We start from the raw sequence: 24,411 nt of genomic DNA on the forward strand, positions 1-24,411 counted from the left end.
AACGGCCGGAAAACATTGGAGGGGTTCGTCGCATGAAAGCCATTCTCACGTCGCAGCTGCGCCTTGGCGGCGCGAGCCTGATTGCGCTCGCGGCCATGGGATGGGCGAGTGCGGCGAATGCCCAGAGCACCACCACTGCGGAGCCGGCGCCCGCCGCCGAAGTGCCGCAGGCGGACACCGCTGCCCAGACCGAGCAGAACGACCAGATCGTCGTCACCGGCTCGCGCATCATCGCCAGCGGCTTCACCGCCCCGACACCCACCACCGTGATCGGCGCCGAGCAGATCGCCGCCAATGCGCAGCCGAACCTGTTCAACACCATTGCCCAGCTGCCTTCGCTCCAGGGTTCGACCGGCGCGGCGACCGGCACGTTCAGCACCTCGAGCGGTACCCAGGGGCTCAGCTCCTTCTCGCTGCGCGGCCTCCAGCCGATCCGCACGCTGACGCTGCTCGACGGCCAGCGCGTCGCCGCTGCGAACGTCAGCGGGGTGCCGGACATCAGCCTGTTCCCGCAGCTGCTGGTCAAGCGCGTCGACGTGGTCAATGGCGGCGCCTCGGCCACCTATGGCTCGGACGCTGTCGGCGGCGTGGTGAACTTCATCACCGATACCCGCTTTACCGGTTTCAAGGCCAATGTGATGGGCGGCATCACCACCTATGGCGACAACAAGCAGATCCTGGCGCAGGGCGCCTGGGGCGGATCCTTCGCGGGCGACAAGCTGCACGTGATCGTCAGCGGCGAATATGCTCATGACGGCGGTGTCGGCCCCGGCGATTTCGGCACCGATCTCGCCCGCAGCCGCGACTGGTACAAGGCGACGACGCTGCTCAACACCGGCGTGACCACCGGTGGGTCGCCGCAGTTCGTCTACAGCGACTATGCCCAGCCCTATCAATATGCCCGCTACGGCCTGATCAACAACGGCCCGCTCCAGGGCATCGCCTTCGACGCCGCCGGCAACCCGTACAATTTCCAGTACGGCTCGGGCGGCCAGCCGCTCGGCAACGGCCGGGTGAGCAACTGCTATCCGGGCAACAGCTTCTGCGTCGGCGGCGACCTGACCGGCGCGCCGGGTTCGGGCGCGTCGCTGGTTTCCAAGCTGCAGCGCGTCGTCGGCTATACGCGGATCGGCTATGATTTCGCGCCGGGCAACGAATTCTACGGCACGCTCAGCATCGGCCAGGTCAAGACCAACAACCAGCCGAGCCCGGGCTATAACCGCCCCAATTTGACCGTGCAGTGCGCCAACCCGTATTTGCCGCAGCTGGTGCGCGATCGCTGCGCCACGGCGGGGATTACCTCGTTCAACTTCGGCACCAGCAACGGCGCCTTCCCCGATCCGCAGGTCTATACCGATCGCCGCCAGTATCGCGGCGTGCTCGGCGCCAAGGGCAAGTTCTCGGCAGGCGGCGGCGAGTGGAACTATGATGCCTATTACGAGCATGGCGAGACGATCGCGGACATCAACGTCCATGATATCGTCCTGCAGAACCGCTATGTCGCCGCGACCAACGCGATCGCCCTCAACGGCGCGATCGTCTGCGCCGATCCGGTGGCGCGCGCGGCGGGCTGCCAGCCGATCAACGTGTTCGGCGGCTTCGTGCCCTCGGCCTCGGCGCTGGCCTATGTCACCCCGGCGGCCGGACCCTTCCAGCATACCAAGCTGACCCAGGACGTGGTGAGCGCCAATATCTCGGGCAATCTGTTCGACCTCTGGGCCGGCCCGCTCAGCCTGGCGATCGGTGGCGAGTATCGCCGCGAATTCTACCGGGTGAACGCCGATCCGTACGGCGCGGGCGCGACCAGCCCGAACAGCGCCGCCTATCCGGCCGATCCGCTGCTCAACCAGACGCTCGGCAGCAACTGGGCGGCGGGCAACTACAAGAATGGCGGCGGCCGCTACAATGTCTACGAGTTCTCGGCGGAAACCAACCTGCCGCTGCTCGACAGCGCGAGCTTCGGCCGAGCCAATCTGAACGCGGCCGCCCGCTACACGCACTACAGCACCTCGGGCTCGGTCTGGGCGTGGAAGATCGGGGGCACCTGGTCGACCCCGATCGACGGGATCCGCCTGCGCGCGGTCACCTCGCGCGATGTGCGGGCGCCGAACCTCTCCGAGCTGTTCGCCGCGCCCACCGTCACCACGCTGCCCAACTTCAACGATCCGTTCCGCAACGTCGCGGTGCAGGCGTTTCAGAACACCGTGGGCAACCCCAACCTCAAGCCCGAAATCGCCCGCAACACCGAAGTGGGGATCACACTGGCCAACCCGACCTGGCTGCCGGGCCTGAGCCTCTCGTTCGACTATTACACGATCAAGCTGAGCGGCGTCGTCTCCACCCTGTCGCCCGACCAGATCGTCCGCTTCTGCTTCGAGGGCAACCAGGCCTTCTGCGGCGGCTTCGTGCTCAACAGCCCGGTGCAGGGCGGCAATTTCATCAACGTCCAGCCGTTCAACCTGGCGAGCTGGAAGACCAGCGGCTTCGACATCGAGGCGAGCTATCGCTGGCAGCGCCCGCTCGGCCTGCCGGGCAACTTCACCGTCCGCGCGCTCGGCACGCATGTGCAGGAGTTCCTCGTCCGCGCCGGCATCGCCGGGGTGGCGACGGTGGATAATGCCGGCGCCAACAACGGCGCGACGCCCGACTGGAAGTGGCTGGCGATCCAGACCTACGATACCGACAAGTTCAGCCTGCTGGTGCAGGAGCGCTGGTTCTCCGACGGCAATTTCGGCAACCAATATGTCGAGTGCCAGAGCGGCTGCCCGGTCTCGACCGGCAACAACCCGACGATCAGCCGCAACTTCATGCCCGGCGCCTTCTATGTCGACGTCGGCGGCTCCTACAAGGTGACCCGCGGGCTGGAGGGCTATTTCAAGGTCGACAACCTTTTCAATGTCGATCCCGCCCCGGCGCCGCAGACCAATACCGGCCTCGACGTCAATCCGGCGCTCTACGACACGATCGGCCGCACCTATCGCATCGGCGTGCGCCTGAACTTCTGATCCTTTCGTCCCCCCGACGATCTCCTGGTCCCGGCCGCAAGGTCGGGACCTTTGTTTTGTGGCGGAAACCGGAACGGCGGCAGGCGTTGAGGGCGGGTGCGCAACGCTGCGCCCCGAACAACGGAGACGAAGCATGACCGAAGCCACCCAGAACGCCGCCAAGACCGTGTCGAACGGCAAGACCGCGCTGACCGACGATATCCGCGCCCATTTCTCGGGCGACGCCCCGATCACCGAAAAGGCCAAGAGCTTCGCTAAGGCGCGGCCCTGGACCAGCGCAGCCTTTCTCGGCATTGCCGCGCTGGCGGTGCTGAACGGCGTGCGCGGCGTCCGTCCGTAATCCGGTGCCGGGTGGCGGCCCGTTCGCCGTCACCCGGGCCTTGCAACCTTCGTGCCGTGCGGAAATACGCGTACTGGCAATTGGCCGCCGCCGGGGTTATATACCGCTCGTTATGAAAACCGCAGCCTGTACCGTAGCCAAGGGTCGCCCCCGCGAGTTCGACGTAGAAGATGCGTTGGCGGCAGCGCTCCGCATCTTCTGGACCAAGGGCTATGAAGGTGCCTCGCTAACCGATCTGACCGAGGCGATGGGCATTACCCGACCCAGCCTCTACGCCGCGTTCGGCAACAAGGAATCCTTGTTCTGCAAGGCGCTGGAACTCTACGAGCGCGAGAAGCTCTGTTATATCGGTCGCGCGCTCGAAGCGCCGACGGCGCGCGGTGTTGCCGAGGCCCTGCTGCGCGGGGCGCTCGAGCGTCAGCGCGATAGCAGCGATCCCAAGGGCTGCATGGGCGTGATCAACTCGGTGGCGTGCGGTGCCGAGGCCGAGTCGATTCGCGAGGAAGTGCTCAAGCGCGGCGAGTCCGCCAAGCGTGCGATCGTCGAGCGGTTCGAACGCGCCAAGGCCGAAGACGACCTTCCGCCGCACGCGGATCCGGAGGGGCTGACCTCCTACATCATCGCGCTGATCCAGGGCATCGCGCTGCAGGGTGGGGCGGGCACAAGCTGCGCCGATCTCGAGCGGCTCGTCCAGACCAGCCTGTCGATGTGGCCGGCGCGCTGATGCCGGCCATTTGTTAGGGCGGCTTCGGCTCAGTCGTTCGGCACGGTCAGCACGATCCCGGTCTTGCCTTCCTGCTTCGAGACCATCACCGACACCTGCTTGCCGTCCTTCTCGCCGGTGATCATCGCCGCGTCGGGCATCAGCATGGACTGGGGCAGCTTCCACCCTTCCCTGGCCAGCGCGGCCTTGTAGAAATCGGCGACCTTGGCGACCGGATCCTGGGTCGCGAGCGTCACCATCTTGGTCTTGCGGCCGCCCGATTCGGTTTCCATCACGCCGTCGACGGTCGCGCCCGGATAGGCCGGCGCGTAGGCGGGCATCACCACCGCGGCCGCGGCGGCGCCCCGGATCGTCTTGATGCTGCCGTTCGCCGTGGTGATCGATGCGGTGCCGGCGCTCTCGTCGGTCTTGTACGTCGTGCCCGCGATCGTCGCGGACTTCTCCTTGGACCCGCATGCGGCGAGCAGGACGGCGGCAATAAGGACGACAGGGCGCATCGGGATCTCTCCAACAGACGACGACGATGCAGACGTTTGGAACGCCTGGGCAACGGTCGTGTAGCTCCCGTCCGCTGGGATGGCAAACGCGCCGCCAGCCCCGCTTGAAGCGGTTTGACAAGAAATCGTTTCGCGCCTGCAAAACACTCTTGCGAGGAAAAATACCGGGCGGTATAAAAAGGCTGTTGACGCACCGCAGCGCGACTTATATACCGACTGGTATAGAAAGTGAGCCGCCGCCCCCACGGGGTTGCGGGCAGACGGAGACGCGGACATGCGCCAGCTTGCACGCAAGAAACGGGGTGAGCCCTAGGCTCTATCCGCTCATACCCACGTAGTAACAGGCGCTGCCTTACGGCAGATGGACGTAGCGAGGCATCGCTGCGATCCATGGCCCGCAACCAACTGAATTCATCCCGGCACCCGGAACCGCAAGAGGCGCTTTTCGGGAGGGCGGAGCCTTGCTCCCCGCCGGCGCAACCGAGGGAGTATGACATGGCATATCTCGATCTGAACGAAATGGCCGGCAACGCCGCCGCGCTGCCCGCCTTCCTCGCTGCGTCGCGCGAGGAGACCAAGCTGAGCGCGCTCGAATGGCAGGTCGTCGCGATCGCCCAGCGCGACCGCATGTCCTCGCTGGAGGCGCCGAGCCGCCTTTCGATCGCGGTGGGCGTGATCTTCGGCGGCGAGCGCGGCAATCCGCGGCTGGCCGATCCCAAGCTCGAGGCGCTGCGCCGCATCGCCGTCATTTCCTGGCACCGCGGTTTCCGCGTGCCCCAGTCCGAAATCCAGCGCTTCCACGAAGCCGGCTACACGCCCGGCCAGTTGGAGACGCTGCTCACCAGCATCAGCCGTGGTCGCGCGGCGATGAATCAGGGGAACCATCATGAATATGCACGCGCCCATTGAGGGCGAAGCGGTGGCAGAACGCCGCCCCAAGCGTCTGCGCACCTGGCAGAAGGCGGCTTTGGTCGTCGTGCCGGTGGGCGTGGTCGCCGCCGGCTTCAGCCTGAGCGGGCGCAATGCGCCCGCCGTGGCTGCGCCGGCCGCACCCGTCGTCACCGTCGCCACCCCGCTCGCACGCGAAGTGAATGAGTGGGACGAATATGTCGGCCGCTTCGAGGCGAGCCGCACCGTCGAGGTGCGGCCGCGCGTGTCGGGCGCCGTCACTGCGATCCACTTCAAGGACGGCATGGTGGTAAAGCAGGGCCAGCTCCTCTTCACCATCGATCCGCGTCCGTTCACCGCCGCGCTGGCCGAGGCCAAGGCGGGCGTGGCGAGCGCGCAGAGCGATCTCGCACTCGCCCGCTCCGACCTCGACCGCGCCCAGCGGCTGGTCAGTGTCGAAGCCGTGTCGAAGAGCGATGTCGAACGTCTCCAGGCCCGCGTCCGCGCGGCCACTGCCGCTGTCGCCGCGGCAGAGGCCCGGGTCCGTGCCCGTGCGCTCGACGTCGAGTTCACCCAGGTGCGTGCACCGATTTCGGGCCGCATCTCCGACCGCAAGGTCGATCCCGGCAATCTGGTCGCCGCCGGGGAAGGGCAGGGGGGCACGCTCCTCACCACGATCAATGCGCTCGATCCGATCTACTTCACCTTTGACGGCTCGGAAGCCCTGTTCCTCAAGGCCAAGCGCGCGGCGGGATCGTCGGCCAGCCCGGTCGAGATCCGGCTGCAGGACGAAGGCGATTATCGCTGGAAGGGGCAGATCGACTTCACCGACAACGGGCTCGATCCCAAGTCCGGCACGATCCGCGGCCGCGCGGTGCTGGCGAACAAGGACATGTTCCTGACGCCGGGCATGTTCGGCAACATGCGGCTCGCCGCAGGCGGCAAGGCACAGGCGCTGCTGGTGCCCGACGCCGCGATCCAGACCGACCAGGCGCGCAAGCTGGTGCTCACCGTCGGTGCCGACGGCACCGTGGTGCCCAAGCCCGTGGTGCTCGGCCCGGTGGTCGACGGCCTCCGCATCGTCCGCTCGGGCCTGGCGCCGCAGGACAAGGTGGTGATCGCCGGCACCCAGTTCGCCCAGCCCGGCGGCAAGGTGCAGCCCAAGGCAGGCACCATCGCGCCGAACGCCGCGACCGACACGCCCGTCGTTTCCGCTCCGGTCACGGGCCAGGCGACCTTCGCCCGCTGACCGAACTGCCGCCGGGCGCACCCCAGATGCCCGGCGGCAGGTAGTTTCCCGTGTGCCCGTCCGCGTGATTGCACGCGGGCGCGAGCACGCGCGTCCGCTAGGAAAAGGAGAAGGCCATGCGCCTCTCACGCTTCTTCATCACCCGCCCGATCTTCGCGGCGGTGATCGCGATCATCATCACGATCCTGGGCGGCATCGCCTATTTCGCGCTGCCCATCTCGCAATATCCCGACATCGTGCCGCCGACGGTCACGGTGACGGCCAGCTATCCCGGCGCCTCGGCGGAGACCGTGGCGGAAACCGTCGCCGCGCCGATCGAGCAGGAAATCAACGGCGTCGACGACATGCTCTACCAGTCGTCGCAGTCGACCGGCGACGGCAACGTGACCATCACCGTCACCTTCAAGACCGGCACCAATCTCGATGCCGCGCAGGTGCTGGTGCAGAACCGCGTCGCGGTCGCGATCCCGCGCCTGCCCGAGGAAGTGCAGCGGCTCGGCGTCGTCACGCGCAAGACCAGCCCCGACTTCCTGATGGTAGTCAACCTGATCTCGCCGGACAACTCGATCGATCGCAGCTACATCTCCAACTACGCCCTCACCCAGGTGAAGGACCGCCTCGCGCGGCTCGAAGGCGTGGGCGACGTGCGCATGTTCGGTGCGCGCGACTATGCGATGCGGGTGTGGATCGATCCGGGCCGCGCGGCCGCGCTGAACCTCACCGCGGGCGATATCGTCCAGGCGCTGCGCGGGCAGAACATCCAGGTCGCGGCGGGCTCGCTCGGCCAGCCGGGGTCGCAGCGCAGCGGCAACGCCTTCCAGCTCAACGTTGAGACCCAGGGCCGCCTCAAGACCCCGGCCGAGTTCGGCCGCGTCGTCATCCGTACGGATAACGAGGGCCGCCAGGTCCGCGTGAGCGACGTCGCGCGCGTCGAGCTCGGCGCCGCCGACTATTCCTCCAACACCTATCTCTCGAACCAGCCGACCGTGATCCTGGCCGCCTTCCAGCGCCCGGGCTCCAACGCGCTCGCCGCTGCGCTGCGGATCAAGGCGGAGATGGACACGATCTCGAAGACCTTCCCCAAGGGCCTCGAATATCGCGTGATCTACAACCCCACCGAGTTCATCGCCCAGTCGATCGACGCGGTGTACCACACGCTCGGCGAAGCGGTGGTGCTCGTCGTCCTCGTCGTGATCGTGTTCCTCCAGAAATGGCGGGCGGCGATCATCCCGGTGGTGGCGATCCCCGTGTCGCTGATCGGCACCATGGCGGTGCTGCTGCCGATGGGCTATTCGCTCAACAACCTCTCGCTGTTCGGCCTGGTGCTCGCCATCGGCATCGTCGTCGACGACGCGATCGTCGTGGTGGAGAATGTCGAGCGCAACCTCGCCCGCGGCATGACGCCGCTGGAGGCGGCGCGTACCTCGATGGACGAAGTGTCGGGCGCGCTGGTCGCGATCGTGCTGGTGCTGTTCGCGGTGTTCCTGCCGACCTTGTTCCTCAACGGTCTGTCGGGCGCTTTCTACAAGCAGTTCGCCGTGACGATCTCGGTCGCCACCGCCATCTCGCTGCTCGTGTCGCTGACGCTCTCCCCGGCGCTCGCCGCGGTGCTGCTCCGGCATCACGAGGGTGAAGCAAAGGGCCGGATCGGGCGGGTGTTCGGCCGCGCGGCGGATGCCTTCAACCGTGGCTTCGAGCGGATGAGCAATGGCTATGCCCGCCTCACCCACAAGCTGGTCACGCGGCCGAAGCGGATGATGATTGCCTATCTCGGCCTGATCGCCGCGACGGTCGCGACCTTCTGGGTGACGCCGGTGGGCTTCATCCCGGCGCAGGATCAGGGCTATTTCCTCACCGTGATTCAGCTGCCGCCGGGCTCTTCGCTCGAGCGTACCGATGAAGTGATGCGCAAGGTCGTCGCGCGCATCCTGCCGATCCCGGGCGTGAAGGGCTCGGTGATGCTCGCGGGCTTTGACGGCCCGTCGCAGACGCTCGCTCCGAACAGCGCCGCCGCCTATGTCCCGCTGCAGAGCTTCGAGGAGCGCAAGAAGCTGGGCGTCAACATCCAGGGCATCATGGCCGAGGCGCGCAAGCGCACCGCCGACATCAACGAGGCGATGCTGCTCGTGGTCCCGCCGCCGCTCATCCAGGGCATCGGTTCGGCCGGCGGCTACCGCCTGATGGTGGAGGACCGCAGCGAGCATGGCTATCAGGCGCTGGGCAACACTGCCTTCGGACTGATCGGCCAGGCCAACAAGACGCCGGGGCTCGCCCAGGTCTATACCTTCTTCAACACCGCGACGCCGCGCGTCTTCGCCGATATCGATCGCCGCAAGGCCGAGATCCTCGGCGTGCCGCCCGAGCGGGTGTTCGAAGCGCTCAACGTCTATCTCGGCTCGGCCTTCGTGAACGACTTCAACATGCTCGGCCGCACCTACCGCGTGACCGCGCAGGCTGACGCGCCCTTCCGGGCGACCGAAGCCGACATCGCCAACCTCAAGACGCGCTCGGACGCCGGCGGCATGGTGCCGATCGGATCGGTCGCGACCTTCGAGAACAAGACGGGCCCGTATCGCGTGACGCGCTACAACCTGTTCCCGGCGGTGGAAGTCGATGGCGATACCGCGCCGGGCTACAGCTCGGGCGCGTCGCTCGACGCGATGGAGAAGCTCTCGGCCGAACTGCCTGCGGGCTATGCGGGTGAGTGGACCGGCATCGCCTATCAGCAGAAGATGGCGGGGAGCACGGCAGGCCTGGTGTTCGCGCTGGCGGTGCTGTTCGTCTTCCTCGTGCTGGCGGCGCAATATGAAAGCCTGACACTGCCGCTGGCGATCATCCTGATCGTGCCGATGTGCCTGCTGGCGGCGATGGCGGGCGTGAACCTGCGCGGCATGGACAACAATGTGCTGACGCAGATCGGGCTGGTCGTGCTGATCGCGCTCGCCGCCAAGAACGCGATCCTCGTGGTCGAGTTTGCCCACCAGGCGGAAGTCCGCGACGGCCTGTCGCCGGTGGAGGCCGCAGTGCGGGCGGCGCAGGACCGGTTGCGGCCGATCCTGATGACCAGCTTCGCCTTCATCCTCGGCGCGGTGCCGCTGCTGATCGCGAGCGGGGCGGGCGCCGAGCTTCGCCAAGCGCTGGGTACGGCAGTGTTCTTCGGGATGATGGGCGTCACCGGTTTCGGCCTGCTTTTCACGCCGACCTTCTACGTGGTGTGCCGCGCGCTTGGTGCGCGGCTCGCCCGGCGGCGCGGACAGGGTGGCGAGCACCACCAGCTCCAGCCGGCCGAGTAAGAGCGGTGGGGCTCGCGCTCGACCTTGGTCCCCCTCACCCTTCCGCCGCTTCGCGGCTCCCTCCCTCTCCCACAAGGGGAGAGGGACCAGGACGCCGAAACTCCCTCTCCCCTTGTGGGAGAGGGAAGGGGCCCGCCGCCGGAGGCGGTGGGAAGGGTGAGGGGGACGAGGGGCGAGGCGAAGAGCCCCGCCACCCAAACAGACCAGACCGGCGGTATCAGCAAGCCCGCCGCAGGAGATTTCACATGCAACGCATGGCTTCGATCATGGCCGCAGTCTCGGCGCTGGCGCTTTCCGCCTGCGCCGTCGGCCCGAATTACAAGGCACCCGCGCGGCCGCAGAGCGCCGCGGGCGCGTTCCTCTCGACCAGCCCGGCGGTTTCGGCCGCGCCGGTGCAGGAAGGCTGGTGGCGGCTTTACAACGATCCGGTGCTCGATCGGCTGGTGACGGAGGCGCTCGCCGCCAACACCGACGTTCGCGTTGCTGTCGCCCGGATCGAGCGGGCCCGCGCAACGTTGCGCGGCGCAACTTCCGACCGGCTGCCCCAGGCGACCGCAAATGCCGGCGCCAATTACGGGCGCCTGCCGCTCGGCCAGCGCCCGATCGGGTTCGGCAAGGAGGATTGGCAGGTCGATCTCGGGCTCGACGTTTCCTATGAAGTCGATCTGTTCGGCCGCATCTCGCGCAACGTCGAGGCTGCGCGCGGCGATGTCGCGGCGGCGCAGGCCGATGCGGACGCGGTCCGTGTGGTCGTCGCGGCGGATACCGCGCGCGCCTATGCCGATGCCGTATCCTCGGCCGAGCGGCTGGCGGTGGCCGAGCGGATCGTGGCGCTGCTCGATCAGTCGATCGACCTGACCCAGCGGCGCCGCAATGTCGGGCTGGCGACGCGGCTCGACGTCGCCCGCATCGCCGCGCTGCGCAACCAGCGCCAGGCCGATGTGCCCGCGCTCGCCGCCCAGCGTGACGCGGCGCTGTTCCGCCTTGCCACGCTGATCGGCAAGACCCCCGCCGAGCTGCCCGCCGAGGCGCGCGAGCGGCACACCACGCTTCGGCTCGACCAGCCGATCCCGGTCGGCGACGGCGCGGCATTGCTCGCCCGTCGGCCGGACGTGCGCGCGGCCGAGCGCCGGCTGGCCGCCTCGACGGCGCGCATCGGCGTTGCCACCGCAGACCTCTACCCGCGCATCTCGCTGGGCGGTTCGGGGGGATCGACCGGCAATGATTTCGGCAACATCTTCGGCGCGGGGCCGCTGCGCTGGCTGGTCGGCGGGCTGATCAACTGGACGGTGAACCCGGCCCCGGCGCGCGCGCGGATCGCGGCGGCCGAAGCCGACAGCCGGGAAGCGCTTGCCACCTTCGACGGCACAGTGCTCACCGCGCTGCAGGAGACCGAGACCGCGCTCTCCGCCTATGGCCGCGCGCTCGAGCGGCGCACCGCGCTGCAGGCGGCGCTCAACGAAGCCGAGGCGGCGGTGCGGATCGCCCGCGCGCGCCAGACCGAGGGCGACATCAACTCGCTCGACCTGCTCGACGCCGAGCGGACCTTCGCCGATGCCCAGGCCGCGTTGGCCACGGCCGACGCCGCGATCGCCGAGGCGCAGGTCAACCTGTTCCGCGCGCTCGGCGGCGGCTGGCAGCAGCAGGCCTGAACAACCGCGCCCGACGCCGCTTCCGAAAGGTGGCGGCGTCGGGGGCAAGCCTCAGAGGGCGATCTCGCCCTCGTCGCTGCCATTCCAATAGTGCAGCCGGCGCGCGCGGACATGGATCATCACCACGCCCGGCGTGTCGATGCCCTGCTCGAACCAGCGATCGAGATCCTTGGTCCAGTGCGCGGCGAACTGCGCCTTGTCGCGCACCAGATCGGCATCGCCTTCCACCGCGACGAACAGCGGCGGCCCACCGAGCAGCCCCGCGGCGCCGGTGAAGGTGAGGCCCACGCGCGGTTCGGCCTCGATGTCGGCGATGGTGCGCGCGCTGTCATAGCTGAAGAAATAGCTGTCGCCGCGATACTCGACCTCGCCATTGTTGCTCATCGGCCGGCTGGCGATGGCGCCGCCGTCCGTCCGGGTGGAGAGCATGCCGAAGTCGATCTTGCCCATCTTCTTCGCCAGCGATTCCAACGTCATTTCCGCCATGATGCACTCCTTCACAGGACCGGTGTGCCGGTCGGAGGCATCAACCATGGCGGAGGGCGTGGGTTGCGCCGACTTCCCCTTTCGACAGCCGGAAAAACTTCCTCCACTTTGAACCATTCCCCCGGCCCTCGGCACATACGGCATGCGAACGCTTCCGGCCGCGGCGTTCCCCCTGTGTGCGGCCGAGGCCGACGTGCGTGTCCGATCCGGTGTCCGCCCCTGTGCACCGGATCGGACCAATCAAGGGAGAACCAATTGATGCGTATCTTGTTGGGCGCAGCCGCGCTCGTCTCGCTCGCCGCCGCACCTGCGCTGGCCCAGACCCAGACCGTCTCTGACGCGACCGGCGATTTCCTCTCGGGCTATACCGGCCCGAAGCTCGCCGATCTCGATGTCACCAGCTTCTCGGTGAGCTATGATGCCGGATCCCAGCTGTTCACGCTCGGCACCACCTTTGCCGGCGCGATCACCCCGGGCACGGCCGGCTTCTATGTCTTCGGCGTCAACACCGGCAAGGGCGCGATCCGGCCGTTCGGCGGGATCGGCCAGGGCAATGTGATCTTCGACCAGGCGATCGTGGTGCAGAAGGACGGCACCGGCGCGATCGGCGGCACTGCGCTCGATTCGAACTGGGTGGCGATCGCGGGCAACATCCTGACGGTGAAGGTGCCGCTGTCGCTGCTGCCGAGCACCGGCTTTGCGCCGGGCAAATACGGCTTCAACCTCTGGCCGCGCACCGGCTTCGGCAACAATGCCCAGATCAGCGACTTCGCGCCCGAGAACGCCACGCTCTCGGCGGCCGTGCCCGAGCCGGCGAGCTGGGCGATGCTGATGCTCGGCGCCGGCGCCGCGGGCGGCATGCTCCGCTATCGCCGCCGCCGCCAGGCGACGCCTGCACTCGCCTGACCTCCCGCCGCCGGCCGGGCGCGCAAAAAAACCACCCGGCCGGCGAAAAAATGCACCTCGGGTCGCACCGATTGAACCTTCGCTCCCCGCTGCGCCACTACAGTGGGAGCGAAGGCAGGTGCGTGACACAGAAGGATCCTCAGGCGCGGCGATCGATCGCAGGGCAGGACGACGAGGAGATGGGCCTCGTCGCCGCGGTGCGCGCGCGCGACCTGCGGGCGTTCGAGCAGCTCTACCGCCGCTACCAGCCGCGGCTCACCCGCTTCGTCGGCACGCTGCTCCGCTCGCCGGGGCTGGTCGAGGAAGTGGTCAACGATACGCTGATGGTGCTGTGGCAGAAGGCGAGCGACTTCACCGGCGCCAGCCGGCTGTCGACCTGGCTGTTCGCCATCGCCTATCGCAAGGCGGTGCGTGCCCGGGCCCGCGAGCCGCTCGCCGCCGATGGCGAAGCCGTGCTGGCGGAGCTTGCCGATGACAGTGCTGCAGATACGGGCCTGGCGCGCGACCGCACCCGGCAGGCGCTGCAGCGCGCGATGGGCGTGCTCTCGGCCGATCATCGCGCGGTGGTGGACCTCACCTATTTTCACGAGATCGGCTATCGCGAGATTGCCGAGATTCTGGGATGTCCGGTCGATACGGTGAAGACGCGGATGTTCCACGCCCGCCGCCAGTTGCGGCGTGCGATGGCGGGCGAATTGGCGGACTGGATCTAGACGATGGGCGACCTACTCCATTTGCGCGGCGATCCGCACGAGGCGACGATGCTGCTGCTGCCCTGGTATGCGACCGGGGAGATCGAACCCGGCGACCGGCTGCTGGTCGACGCGCATCTCGCGGATTGCGCCGAATGCCGCGACGAGCTTGCCGCGGAGCGGCGGCTGCGCGGTGCCGTGGCGGACCTGCCCGCGCCGAGTGCTGCCGGCTGGGATCGCATGATGCTCGAACTTGCCGAGCCCGAGGCGCCTGCGCAGCTGCCGCGAAGTTTTCTCCGCCGCGCCGGCTGGATGCTGGCGGCGCAGGCGGCGGTGCTGGTGCTCGGCGTCGGCGTGGTGCTGCACCTGCAGCGTCAGGTGCCGCCGGTCGCCGCCCCGCAATCCTATCACGCGCTGGGGTCGCCGGAGCAGCGGCAGGCGGGCAATATCCTCGTGATGTTCGCGCCCGAGACGCGCGAACCCGTGTTGCGCAAGGCGATCGAGGCCTCGGGCGCGCGGCTGGTCGACGGGCCTACGGCGGCGGGCGCCTATCTGCTCGCGATCGCGCCCGGCGAGCGCGCGGCGGCGCTGGCGCGGTTGCGGGCACAGGCGGGGGTGACGCTGGCGCAGCCGGTCGACGCTGCGCCATGAGGCGGCTGGGCGCGGCACTGCTGCTCCTGCTGCTCGCGGCGGTGCCGTTGCAGGCACGCGCCGCCGAGGAGGACGCGCCGCGTATCCTGATGATGCTCCGCCTCGCACCCGCGCACTTCCGCGCCGGAAGCGGCTATGGCGGCGGCTATGGCGAGGATCAGTCGGCAGCGGCACGGCGGCGGATCGCGGCGGCGGTGGCCAAGCGCAACGGACTCCGCCTCGCGGGCAACTGGCCGATGCCGATCATCGGGATCGACTGCTTCATCCTGACCGTGCCCAAGGGCCGTGCGCCAGCGGAGGCGGCTTCGCAGGTCGCGCGCGATGCGGCGGTCGAATGGTCCGAGCCGATCGAGACCTTCGAGGCCAAAGGCGATCCGACACCCAATGATCCGCTCTACCCGGCCCAACCGGTGGCGCGCGCCTGGCACCTGGCGATGCTCCACCGCACCGCAACGGGCCGCGGCGCCCGGATCGCGGTGATCGACAGCCAGGTCGATGCCCGGCACCCGGATCTGGCGGGGCAGGTCGCGGTCGAGCGCAACTTCGTCGACGGCGCGGGCGTCACGGCGGAGCGGCACGGTACCGGCATCGCCGGGGTGATCGCGGCGCGGCCGGACAATGGCGTGGGCATCGTCGGCATCGCGCCCGGCGCCCGGCTGCTCGCGCTGCGCGCCTGTGCGGAGCAGGGGACAGGGGCAGGCGCCGCGACGCTCTGCGACAGCCTGAGCCTCGCCCGCGCGGTGAGCTTCGCGGTCGAGCAGCGCGCGGATGTGATCAACCTCAGCCTCGCCGGGCCGCCGAGCCGGTTGCTCGAGACGCTGCTGCGGATCGGCGTCACGCGCGGGGCGACGGTAGTCGCGGCCTATGATCCCAGGCTGCCCGGCGGCGGCTTCCCGGCCTCGATGCCCGGCGTCGTCGCCGTGGCGGAGTCGGCGGTGGGGCAGGCGGGCGGCCCCTATGCCGCGCCCGGCCGCGACATTCCCACGGCGCAGCCCGGCGGGCGCTGGTATCTGGCAAGCGGGTCCTCCTATGCTGCCGCCGAGGTGAGCGGGCTGATCGCGCTGATCCGTGAAGGGCATGCGACACCCGGCAGACGAACCGCGCTCGTTTCTGCTAGACCCGGCGGCGGAGAGATCGATGCCTGTGCGAGCGTGGTGGGGAAGGCGAAATGCGCGGGCCTGCGCCCCTGAGGCGCTGCTGGCGCTCGCCCTGCTGAGCGCAGCACCGGCACAGGCGCAGTGGAGCGGGCAGGTCTCCGCCACCAACGACGGACGCTGGCGCGGGCGCAGCATCAGCGCGGGACGGCCGGCCGCGACCCTCTCCCTCGGCTATGATGATCGTTCGGGCATCTATGCCGACGCCTCGGCGACCGCGGCGGCGCTGCCTGGGGGCGTATCCCTGGTCTCGGCGGGCGTGGATGCCGGCTATGCCTGGCGGCTGCCCGGCGGGCGCGTTCTCGACCTCGGCGTGACGCGGCGCGAGTTCCGCAGCACCGCCGCGACGCCGCGCCGATCGGGCTATACCGAAGCCTATGTCGGCATCGGCGGCCGCAGCCTTTCGGCGCGGCTGCACTATTCCCCCGACTATCTGTGGCGCGACACCGCGACGCTCTACGCGACGCTCGACGGTGTCGTGCGCCCGGCGCCCGGCTGGCGGCTGCTCGCCCATGGCGGGGCGATGCAGTTCCTGGGGACGGTGCCCCGCTACAGCGCCGACCGGACGCAGTTCGATTACAGCCTCGGCGTGGCGAAGCGAGTGGGGCGGATCGACGCCCAGCTCGCCTGGAGCGGCGGGGGCCCCGGCGCCGATTTCTATCGCGGCGCCGAGCATGCGCGGCGCGCGGTCACGCTGGCGCTATCGCTCGGCTTCTGAACTAGGGGCGGGACCGGTGCTGTCGCGCAGCGTCAGCGTATAGGGCAGGCGCAGCGACGGCGTTGCCTTGTGCTCCCCTGCCGGGCGGGTGAGCAGCTCCACCGCCGCCGCCGCCATCTCGACATGCGGCTGGTGGACGGTGCTGAGCGGCGGCCACGCCATGCGGGCGATGGCGGCGTCATCGAACCCGGCGATCGAGAGCTGGTCGGGCACCGCGATCCCCGCGCGCATCGCCGCGACCAGGACGCCCAGCGCCATCTCGTCATTGGCGGCGAAGATCGCGCTCGGCCGGTTCGCGCCCGACAGCAACTGCTCGCCGGCGGCAAGGCCCGAGCGGAAGGTGAAGTCGCCGGGCAGCGTCCGCTCCGGCCGCAACGCTAGCCCCGCCGCCGCGATCGCCGCCTCGAACCCTTCCTGCCGACGAGCAGCGGCATGATGCTCGGGATTGCCCTGGATGAAGCCGATGTCGCGGTGGCCGAGCGCGATCAGCGCCTCGGTCAGCTCGCGCGCGGCGCCGCGCTCGTCCATCTCCACCGCGGCGGTGCGCTCGTCCAGGTCGCCCGGCGAGATCCGCACCACGGCGACATGCATCCGCGCGAACAGGTCGAGCAGTTCGGGCCAATCGCACAAGGGGGGCGTGAGGATCGCACCGCCCAGCCGCATTGACCGCAGCGAGGCTTCGCACTCCTCCAGCCAGCCTGCCCGGTCGCGGGTCACCTGCTCGACGACGAGGTGGTAGCCCAGCGCCCGGCAGCGGGCGAGCGCGCCGCGCTGGACGTCGGCGGCATAGGCCGAGGCCGGGTCGTCAAAATAGAGGCCGAGCAGGAACGAGCGCGCGCTGGAAAGCTCGCGCGCAAAGGCATTGGGGCGATAGCCGAGCGCGTCGACCACCTTCTGCACCGCCGCGCGCACCTCGGGCCTGACATAGGCCTCGCCGTTGATCACGCGCGAGACGGTCTTGGGCGAAACGCCCGCCTGCCGGGCGACGTCCTTGAGGGTGAGCGGCTTCATGCGTGCGCCGTCTTATCGTTTCGCGGGCGATAGCGCTATCATGCATGCGAAGCCGGCGATCCCCAGATAGCACAGCAGCGGCAGCACCAGCGCGGCGGCGAGTCCCACATGGTCGGCAAGCGCGCCGGTAGCGAGCGGCACCACCGCGCCGCCGACGACCGCCATGCACAGGATCATCGAGGCATAGGCGGCAAGCCCGCGTTCCTCGGGCAGCGCCAGCGCGAAGATCGTCGGGTACATGATGGCGTTGCACAGCCCCACCGCGATCAGCGCCGCCGCGCCCGCCATGCCGTGCGCCCCGCTCGCGATGCCGACCAGCAGCACGGCCCCGAGGGCCACCCCCGCAAGAAGCCGCGCCGGTGCGATCCGCGCCAGCCCCAGCGCACCGGCGAAGCGCCCGAGCATCGCCCCGCCCCAATAGAGGCTGACCAGCCGCCCGGCGCTCGCCGGATCGATGGCGAGGATCGTCGGCAGCGCGAGATAATTGGCGAGCAGGCTGCCGATCGTCACCTCCGCGCCGACATAGCCGAACATCGCAAGCGCACCCAAAGCGAGGCGCGGCTGGCGCAGCACGCGACCGAGCGCCGCCAGCGGCAGCCGCTCCGGCGCGGGATGGGACGCCAGCAGGTCGCGCGCGCGCCAGAAGACGATGCACAGCCAGCCCAGCACCAGCGCGCAGGCAAGGAACGGCAGCGCCAGCGGCAACCGCCCCAGAGCGCCGAGCTGGAGCAGGAAGCCCGCGCCGATCAGCGGCGCCAGCACGGTGCCCACCGAGTTGAACCCCTGTAGCAGGGTCAGCCGTGCCGCCCCGCCCCCCTCAGTCGCGACCAAGGGCTGCACGACATTGGCGGCGATCTGGAGAAAGGTGATGCCGGTCGACAGGCAGAGCAGCGCGAGCAGCAGCAGCGGGTAGCTGCCGATCCAGGCCGCGCCGCCCAGCGCCACGCAGGCGCAGGTCATCACCGCCAGCCCGGCGGCGATCGCGCGCATATAGCCGGTGCGGACCAGCAGCGCGGTGATCGGCAGCGCGAACAGCAGATAGCTGGAGTGGAAGGCGAACGGGACCAGCGCCGCGCGCGTATAGTCGAGCCGATCGATCAGCGTCAGCCGCGGTACCAATAGGCCGACCAGCGCGGTGACGAAGCCGCCCATGAAGAAGATGCCGATCGACCGGCGAAACAGCCGCGCGACCATGTTCGATGCCAGGGAGGGGACGGAGGTGGGTGCCACCGCCGGACCTTAGCGAACGCTGCTGGCGGGGCAATGCCGATCGGCTTTGCGCTTGACATCGATGTCAGATGTATCCAGACATCGCTGTCAGAAAATAGCGCGCAATAATGCGGGTTGAAATGGGGGAGAGGATATGCAGGGCATTGCTGCCGTTCGCCGCGCGACCGCGCCGACGCACGCCTCCACCCAGATTCGCTTTCCGGTTCCGGCCCCCTCCTCAAGGGCGGATTACCTGCGGCCGTCGTCCGCCCCGATGGACGGCGGCCGCATTTTTCGGGCCGCTCCCTCCTTCCAGCATCAGGAACTCTCGCGCCGATGAACGCTGCCCGTGCCCTTGCCCTGCTTCTCCTGGCCGGTACCGCGCCCGCGGCGTCCTATGCGCAGAGCGCGCCGCCGGCCTGGCAGGATAGCAAGCTGGCCCCCGAAGCGCGCGCGGCAGCGCTGGTCCGGGCGATGACGCATGCCGAGAAGCTGAAGCTGGTCCACGGCCTGTTCCCGCCGCGCGCGCAGCCCGCCCCTGCCGACATGATTCCGTCCGCAGGCTATGTCCCCGGCATCCCGCGGCTCGGCATCCCGACGCTGCGCGAGAGCGACGCCAGCCTCGGCGTCGCCAACCAGGTCGAGCAGCGCAAGGGCGATGTCGCGACCGCACTGCCCTCGGGGCTCGCCACCGCCGCGACCTTCGATCCCGAACTCGCCCGCGCGGGCGGCGCGATGATCGGCGCCGAGGCACGCGCCAAGACCTTCAACGTGCTGCTCGCCGGCGGCGTGAACCTCACCCGCGACGCGTGGAACGGCCGCAACTTCGAATACCTCGGCGAGGATCCGATCCTCGCCGGCACGATGGCCGGGGCGGCGATCGACGGCGTCCAGTCGAACCATATCGTCTCGACGATCAAGCATTTCATCCTGAACGCCCAGGAAACCGGCCGCACCGTGCTCAACGCGCGGATCGGCGACGCTGCGTTGCGCGAAAGCGACCTGCTCGCCTTCGAGATCGCGATCAAGGCCGGCAAGCCGGGTTCGGTGATGTGCGCCTATAATCGCATCGAAGGCGATTATGCCTGCGAGAGCGCGCGCATGCTCACCGACGTGCTGCGCCGCGACTGGGGCTATACCGGCTGGGTGATGAGCGACTGGGGTGCGGTGCACTCCACGGTCAAGGCGGCGATGTCCGGCCTCGACCAGGAATCGGGCCAGGAACTCGACCACGCAATCTACTTCGCGCCCGAGACGATCGACGCGGCGATCCAGGCCGGCCAGATCACCGAGGCGCGGATCGACCAGATGGTCACGCGCATCCTCACCGGGGTGATCGCCAGCGGCCTCTACGACCATCCGACGCCGACCACCGCCCAGCCGATCGACTATGCGGCGCACGCCCAGGTCGCGCAGCGCGTCGCCGAGGCGGGCATGGTGCTGCTGCGCAACCAGGGCGACCTGCTGCCGCTGGCCAAGTCGGCCAAGAAGATCCTGCTGATTGGCGGCCATGCCGATGTCGGCGTGCTGTCGGGCGGTGGCTCGAGCCAGGTCCGTTCGGTCGGCGGCGCGCCGGTCGAGATCCCGCTGACCAAAGGTGCCGCCGCATCGTTCGCGCGGGTGACCTGGCATGCCTCGTCGCCGCTCCAGGCGATCCGCGCCAAGGCCCCCCAGGCGCAGGTGACCTATGTCGACGGCAGCGATCCCGCCGCGGCTGCGGCCGCCGCGCGCGCGGCGGACATGGTCGTGCTGTTCGCGACGCAATGGGCAACCGAGGCGCAGGACGTCGACTCGCTGGCACTTCCCGACAAGCAGGACGCGCTGATCGCCGCGGTCGCCAAGGCGAACCCGAAGACGGTGGTGGTGCTGGAAACCGGCGGCCCGGTGCTGATGCCGTGGCTGGAGCAGGTGCCTGCGGTGCTGCAGGCCTGGTATCCCGGCCAGCGCGGCGGCGAGGCGATCGCCGGTATCCTGTTCGGCGACGTCAATCCGTCCGGTCACCTGCCGATCAGCTTCCCCCGCAGCGCCGACCAACTGCCGCGGCCCAAGCCGGTGGTGCCCGCGGGGCTCGATTCCAACGCGGCGAGTGACGCTGGCGCGGGCGACGGCAGCGTGCTGCCGAGCTGGGACGTGACCTATAGCGAAGGCGCCGATGTCGGCTATCGCTGGTATGCCGCCAAGGGCACGCAGCCGCTGTTCCCGTTCGGCTATGGCCTCAGCTACACGCGGTTCGGCTTCAGCGATGCGCGCTTCACGGGCGGGGCGGCGCCTTCCGTCACGGTCACCGTCCGCAACCAGGGCGTGCGAGCCGGCGCCGTTGTGCCGCAGCTCTATGTCGCCGGACCAGAGGGCGGCGCACCGCGGCTGGCCGCGTGGAAGCGGCAATGGCTCAAGCCCGGCGAAGCCGCGCAGGTGACGCTCACCGCCGACCGCCACGCGCTGGCCCGCTGGAAGAACGGCGGCTGGGTCATCCCGGCCGGCACGTATCGCCTTGCCGTCGGGCAGGATTCGGCTTCCGCGACCATGGCGCGCGAAGTGGCGGTACCTGGCGGAGCAGTTCGTGAATGAAAACATAATGAAAGGGGAAAATGTGAAGAAAAGTAAAACAACGTTGTCGCCGACGATCGTCGGTACTCAGCGGATCATCACGGCCTAACGGCCGGTTCAGGAGGGGAAGAAACCCAATGCGTATTCGTTCGTCATCGCGCGTCCGCGCGGTATCCATGCTCGCCGTCGCGACGGCACTTGCCATGCCCGGCATCGCCGCGGCCCAGACCAGCACCGCAACCGATTCGGCCGCGGCCGATACCAGCGCGGCGCAGGACGCAGGCCAGGACAATGGCGAGATCATCGTCACCGGCATCCGCGCCTCGCTCGAGCGCTCGATCGCGCTGAAGCGCGATTCCACCGGCATCGTGGACGCGATCTCGGCCGAGGACATCGGCAAGTTCGCCAACACCAACCTCGCGGAATCGCTCCAGCGCATCACCGGCGTGTCGATCGACCGCGTCAACGGCGAAGGCTCGACCGTGACGGTCCGCGGCTTCGGCGCGCAGTACAACCTGGTGACGCTCAACGGCCGCCAGCTCGCGGCCTCGAACATCGTCGCGGTGGGCGGAGACCAGAATGGCGACGGCGCCGGCGGCTTCGGCCGTTCGTTCGACTTCGCCAACCTCGCCTCGGAAGGCGTGAAGACGCTGGAGGTCTACAAGACCGGCCGCGCCGCGATTCCGTCGGGCGGCATCGGCGCGACCATCAACATCGTCGGCGTGCGCCCGCTTGACGGCAAGGCCGGCTTCACCGGCTCGGTCGGCGCCAAGGCGAGCTACGACACCTCGGCCGACGACTGCATCAGCTGCGGCAGCCATGTGACCCCGGAATTCTCCGGCATCGCCAGCTGGAGCGACCAGGAGCAGCGCTTCGGCGTCAGCCTGTTCGGCAGCTACCAGAAGCGCAACTTCAGCTTCCCCAGCCAGGCGAACAATTACTGGAACATGCCCCGCCTGTCGGACTTCCTCGATCCGTCGAAGGGCTATATCAACGCCAACACCAAGATCAACAATGCGCCGACCAACGGCAACACGCTGGTCGCCGTGCCCGACGACTATCGCCACCACTATTCGGAAGCGAGCCGCGAGCGTATCAACGGCCAGGCCGTGGTGCAGTATCGCCCGTCGGACAGCATGACCTTCACGGTCGACGGCCTGTTCGCGCAGCTGCGTTCTTCCGAGCGCCGCTCGTCGCAGTCCAACTGGTTCTCCAAGCCGTTCGATGAAGTCACCTTCGACGATGCGAGCAACGGCATCGCGACCACCAAGTATCTGCACGAGACGCTGCCGGGCGTGAAGGACGAAGGCTTCGAACAGGCCTATCGCGCGCAGAAGAACCGGCTGTGGGATATCGGCGGCAACCTGAAGTGGCAGCTGGCCGACAATTTCACGCTGAACTTCGACGGCCATATCGGCAAGGCGGAGAGCCTGCCCGACAATCCCAACGGCCAGACCTCGACCACGGTGGCGTTCAACGGCAACATCGTCTCGTCGCATGGCCTGACCTGGGACAAGGACGGCTTCCCGACCCAGACGCTGACGATCAACGACTGCTTTGCCCAGAACATGCCGAACGCGCAGAAGACGCCGTTCACCAACGGCAACTGCAACGGCGTGTTCGATGCCGGCGACCTGTCTGCTGCGGTGCAGCGCCAGTTCGCCTCGACCCAGTCGCAGAAGATCAAGGAAGCTCGCATTGACGCAGGCTGGGATCTCGGCGGCGGCAGCCGCTTCGATTTCGGCGGCGACTTCCGCACCACGAACACGCGCCAGACCCAGTACAACACCCGCCAGGTGCTGGGTGACTGGAACAACGCGCTGCCGCCCGACGTCGCGGCTTTTGCCCCGGGCACGGTCCAGCAATATTGCCTGGTCTGCCAGTTCCACCACAACAACGCGACCGCCGATGCGGTTGGCAAGATTGCGTGGCGCGCCGAGGATGCCACCAAGCTCTACAACGCGCTGTATAACCACTATGTCGGCATCCCTCTGGCGAATGATCCGACCAATCCGGGGCGCTCGATCGACGGTATCAATCACCAGAACATCATCGATGCGAACAACGACAATCGGGTAAAGGAAGATATCTGGGCGGCCTATGGCCAGCTCACCTGGAAGGGTGAAGTAGGGGGCCGCAATGCCACGCTGGTCGCGGGCATCCGCTACGAGCATACCACGGTCAAGGCGACGTCCTACCAGACGATCCCGCTCGCGGTGGTGTGGGAAGCCGACAACGACTTCTCCGTGCTCAACTCGACCGACCAGCAGGCCGTGAACGGCCGCGGCAGCTACGACAATCTGCTGCCGCAGGTCGACTTCCAGATCGAGGCCGCGAAGAACCTGATCGGCCGCGTCTCGTACAGCAAGACGATCTCGCGCGCGCCGTTCGGCAGCCTGTTCGCCTCCACCGGCGCGGGTGCGCTCAACAACCCGACTTCGCTGGGCGGCGTTGCGACCGGCAACCAGAACAATCCGGCGCTGAAGCCGCTGGATTCGGATAACTTCGACGTTTCGCTCGAATGGTATCCGCGGCGTGACGTGTATCTGTCGGTCGGCTTCTTCGACAAGCGGGTGCATAACTTCATCGGCAACTCGGTGGTGCAGCGCAACCTGTTCGGCCTGCGCGACCCAACCGCCGGCCCGATCGCACAGGCCGGGCGGAACATCGTCACGGGCCTTGGCGGCGACATCAGCAACGTCAACCTGTTCACCAGCGCAGCTGTACTGCAGAAGTACAACGGCAACGTGGCGCAGGCGACTGCCGAGCTGACCAGAAACTATGATCCGGCTACGCGTACGTTCGAGTCAGGCTATGTCACCAGCACGCTTGCTGCGCTGAACGTGAACCCGACCTCGGCTGATCCGCTGCTCAACTTCGCCGTCAATACGCCGATCAACAACCGGGATGCGGAAATCTACGGCGCCGAGTTCGCCGGTCAGTATTTCCTCGGAAATACCGGCTTCGGTATCGCCGCGAGCTACACGCTGGTGCGCGGCAATGTCGGGTTCAACATCACCGCGGATCCGAACGACAACCAGTTCGCGCTGGTCGGCCTGAGCGACACCGCCAACGCCACGCTGATCTATGACAAGCACGGCATCTCCGCCCGCCTGTCGTACAACTGGCGCGCCAAGTTCCTGAGCGACGTCAATCGCGGCGCGGCGCACAACCCGGTGTTCAACGATCCGTACGGCCAGGTCGATCTCAGCATCAACTATGACCTGACCAAGAACATCGCGCTCAGCTTCGAAGGCATCAACCTCCTCGAGGAAGGCGTCCGCAGCTACAGCCGCGACTACATCAACACCTGGTACGAGTCCGAAGGCTCGGCCCGCTATCTGGTCGGCGCGCGCTTCCGCTTCTGAAGCCCGCCTGTACACTAGGGA

The 24,411-nt window shown here is 68.3% G+C and carries 18 protein-coding genes; 14 read left to right on the forward strand and 4 right to left on the reverse strand.

The features are described 5' to 3' along the window. The first annotated feature begins 32 nt into the window (after window positions 1-32). From BM009_RS21045 to BM009_RS21055, 3 genes are all read left to right on the forward strand, one after another. Window positions 33-3,005, forward strand: coding sequence for a TonB-dependent receptor plug domain-containing protein (locus BM009_RS21045; RefSeq protein WP_093299343.1), 2,973 nt, complete (start codon window positions 33-35; stop codon window positions 3,003-3,005). 133 nt (window positions 3,006-3,138) lie between these two features. Then, the gene (locus tag BM009_RS21050) at window positions 3,139-3,345 is read left to right on the forward strand and encodes a hypothetical protein (protein ID WP_093299346.1); all 207 of its coding nucleotides are present in this window, start codon (window positions 3,139-3,141) and stop codon (window positions 3,343-3,345) included. 112 nt (window positions 3,346-3,457) lie between these two features. After that, complete coding sequence (locus BM009_RS21055) at window positions 3,458-4,069, forward strand: TetR/AcrR family transcriptional regulator (protein ID WP_093299349.1); 612 nt, start codon at window positions 3,458-3,460, stop codon at window positions 4,067-4,069. 29 nt (window positions 4,070-4,098) lie between these two features. Here BM009_RS21055 and BM009_RS21060 read toward each other — a convergent pair whose 3' ends face one another. Beyond that, the gene (locus BM009_RS21060) at window positions 4,099-4,566 is read right to left on the reverse strand and encodes a hypothetical protein (protein ID WP_093299351.1); all 468 of its coding nucleotides are present in this window, start codon (window positions 4,564-4,566) and stop codon (window positions 4,099-4,101) included. 495 nt (window positions 4,567-5,061) lie between these two features. Between BM009_RS21060 and BM009_RS21065 the strand changes: the two genes are divergently transcribed. The 4 genes from BM009_RS21065 (at window position 5,062) to BM009_RS21080 (ending at window position 11,648) form a co-directional block, all read left to right on the forward strand. Further along, a complete protein-coding gene (locus BM009_RS21065) occupies window positions 5,062-5,475 on the forward strand; it encodes a hypothetical protein (RefSeq protein ID WP_093299354.1) in 414 nt (137 codons plus the stop codon). Then, complete coding sequence (locus tag BM009_RS21070; RefSeq protein WP_093299356.1) at window positions 5,453-6,703, forward strand: efflux RND transporter periplasmic adaptor subunit; 1,251 nt, start codon at window positions 5,453-5,455, stop codon at window positions 6,701-6,703. The genes BM009_RS21065 and BM009_RS21070 overlap by 23 nt, the downstream gene beginning before the upstream one ends. Before the next feature lie 116 nt (window positions 6,704-6,819). Continuing rightward, a complete protein-coding gene (locus BM009_RS21075) occupies window positions 6,820-9,996 on the forward strand; it encodes an efflux RND transporter permease subunit (RefSeq protein ID WP_093299359.1) in 3,177 nt (1,058 codons plus the stop codon). A gap of 245 nt (window positions 9,997-10,241) precedes the next feature. After that, window positions 10,242-11,648, forward strand: coding sequence for an efflux transporter outer membrane subunit (locus BM009_RS21080; protein ID WP_093299362.1), 1,407 nt, complete (start codon window positions 10,242-10,244; stop codon window positions 11,646-11,648). Between the two features lie 51 nt (window positions 11,649-11,699). Here BM009_RS21080 and BM009_RS21085 read toward each other — a convergent pair whose 3' ends face one another. Continuing rightward, window positions 11,700-12,134: a pyridoxamine 5'-phosphate oxidase family protein gene (locus BM009_RS21085; RefSeq protein WP_093299365.1), complete on the reverse strand. Its 435-nt coding sequence runs from the start codon at window positions 12,132-12,134 to the stop codon at window positions 11,700-11,702. Window positions 12,135-12,392: 258 nt separating this feature from the next. Here BM009_RS21085 and BM009_RS22825 point away from each other — a divergent pair, with 258 nt between their 5' ends. The 5 genes from BM009_RS22825 to BM009_RS21110 all read left to right on the forward strand — a co-directional run bounded on the left by BM009_RS22825 (window position 12,393) and on the right by BM009_RS21110 (window position 16,255). Next, window positions 12,393-13,040, forward strand: a complete 648-nt coding sequence (locus BM009_RS22825; protein WP_093299367.1) for a PEP-CTERM sorting domain-containing protein — start codon at window positions 12,393-12,395, stop codon at window positions 13,038-13,040. Between the two features lie 122 nt (window positions 13,041-13,162). Beyond that, on the forward strand, window positions 13,163-13,753 hold the full coding sequence (locus BM009_RS21095; protein ID WP_254772398.1) for an RNA polymerase sigma factor: 591 nt from the start codon (window positions 13,163-13,165) through the stop codon (window positions 13,751-13,753). Between the two features lie 3 nt (window positions 13,754-13,756). After that, window positions 13,757-14,383, forward strand: coding sequence for an anti-sigma factor family protein (locus tag BM009_RS21100; protein ID WP_093299371.1), 627 nt, complete (start codon window positions 13,757-13,759; stop codon window positions 14,381-14,383). Continuing rightward, on the forward strand, window positions 14,380-15,573 hold the full coding sequence (locus BM009_RS21105) for a S8 family peptidase (protein ID WP_093299373.1): 1,194 nt from the start codon (window positions 14,380-14,382) through the stop codon (window positions 15,571-15,573). Before BM009_RS21100 ends, BM009_RS21105 begins: the two co-directional genes overlap by 4 nt. Beyond that, a complete protein-coding gene (locus tag BM009_RS21110; RefSeq protein ID WP_175488160.1) occupies window positions 15,521-16,255 on the forward strand; it encodes a TorF family putative porin in 735 nt (244 codons plus the stop codon). The genes BM009_RS21105 and BM009_RS21110 overlap by 53 nt, the downstream gene beginning before the upstream one ends. Here the strand turns inward: BM009_RS21110 and BM009_RS21115 are convergent. Both BM009_RS21115 and BM009_RS21120 read right to left on the reverse strand, forming a co-directional pair. Then, window positions 16,238-17,266 carry a LacI family DNA-binding transcriptional regulator gene (locus BM009_RS21115; RefSeq protein WP_093299377.1) on the reverse strand — a complete coding sequence of 343 codons (1,029 nt, stop codon included), beginning with the start codon at window positions 17,264-17,266 and terminating at the stop codon, window positions 16,238-16,240. The genes BM009_RS21110 and BM009_RS21115 overlap by 18 nt on opposite strands. A 12-nt stretch (window positions 17,267-17,278) precedes the next feature. Next, window positions 17,279-18,496: an MFS transporter gene (locus BM009_RS21120; RefSeq protein WP_368085949.1), complete on the reverse strand. Its 1,218-nt coding sequence runs from the start codon at window positions 18,494-18,496 to the stop codon at window positions 17,279-17,281. 315 nt (window positions 18,497-18,811) lie between these two features. On the opposite strand from BM009_RS21120, the gene BM009_RS21125 reads away from it, so the two are divergent. Together BM009_RS21125 and BM009_RS21130 are read left to right on the forward strand one after the other, a co-directional pair. Then, entirely contained in the window at window positions 18,812-21,043 is a 2,232-nt protein-coding gene (locus BM009_RS21125; protein WP_093299382.1) for a beta-glucosidase, read from the forward strand. Window positions 21,044-21,159: 116 nt separating this feature from the next. Then, on the forward strand, window positions 21,160-24,390 hold the full coding sequence (locus tag BM009_RS21130; protein ID WP_093299385.1) for a TonB-dependent receptor: 3,231 nt from the start codon (window positions 21,160-21,162) through the stop codon (window positions 24,388-24,390). Window positions 24,391-24,411 lie beyond the last annotated feature (21 nt).

Origin of the sequence: Sphingomonas sp. NFR04 (assembly GCF_900114095.1) — a bacterium.
Classification (GTDB): Bacteria; Pseudomonadota; Alphaproteobacteria; order Sphingomonadales; family Sphingomonadaceae; genus Sphingomonas.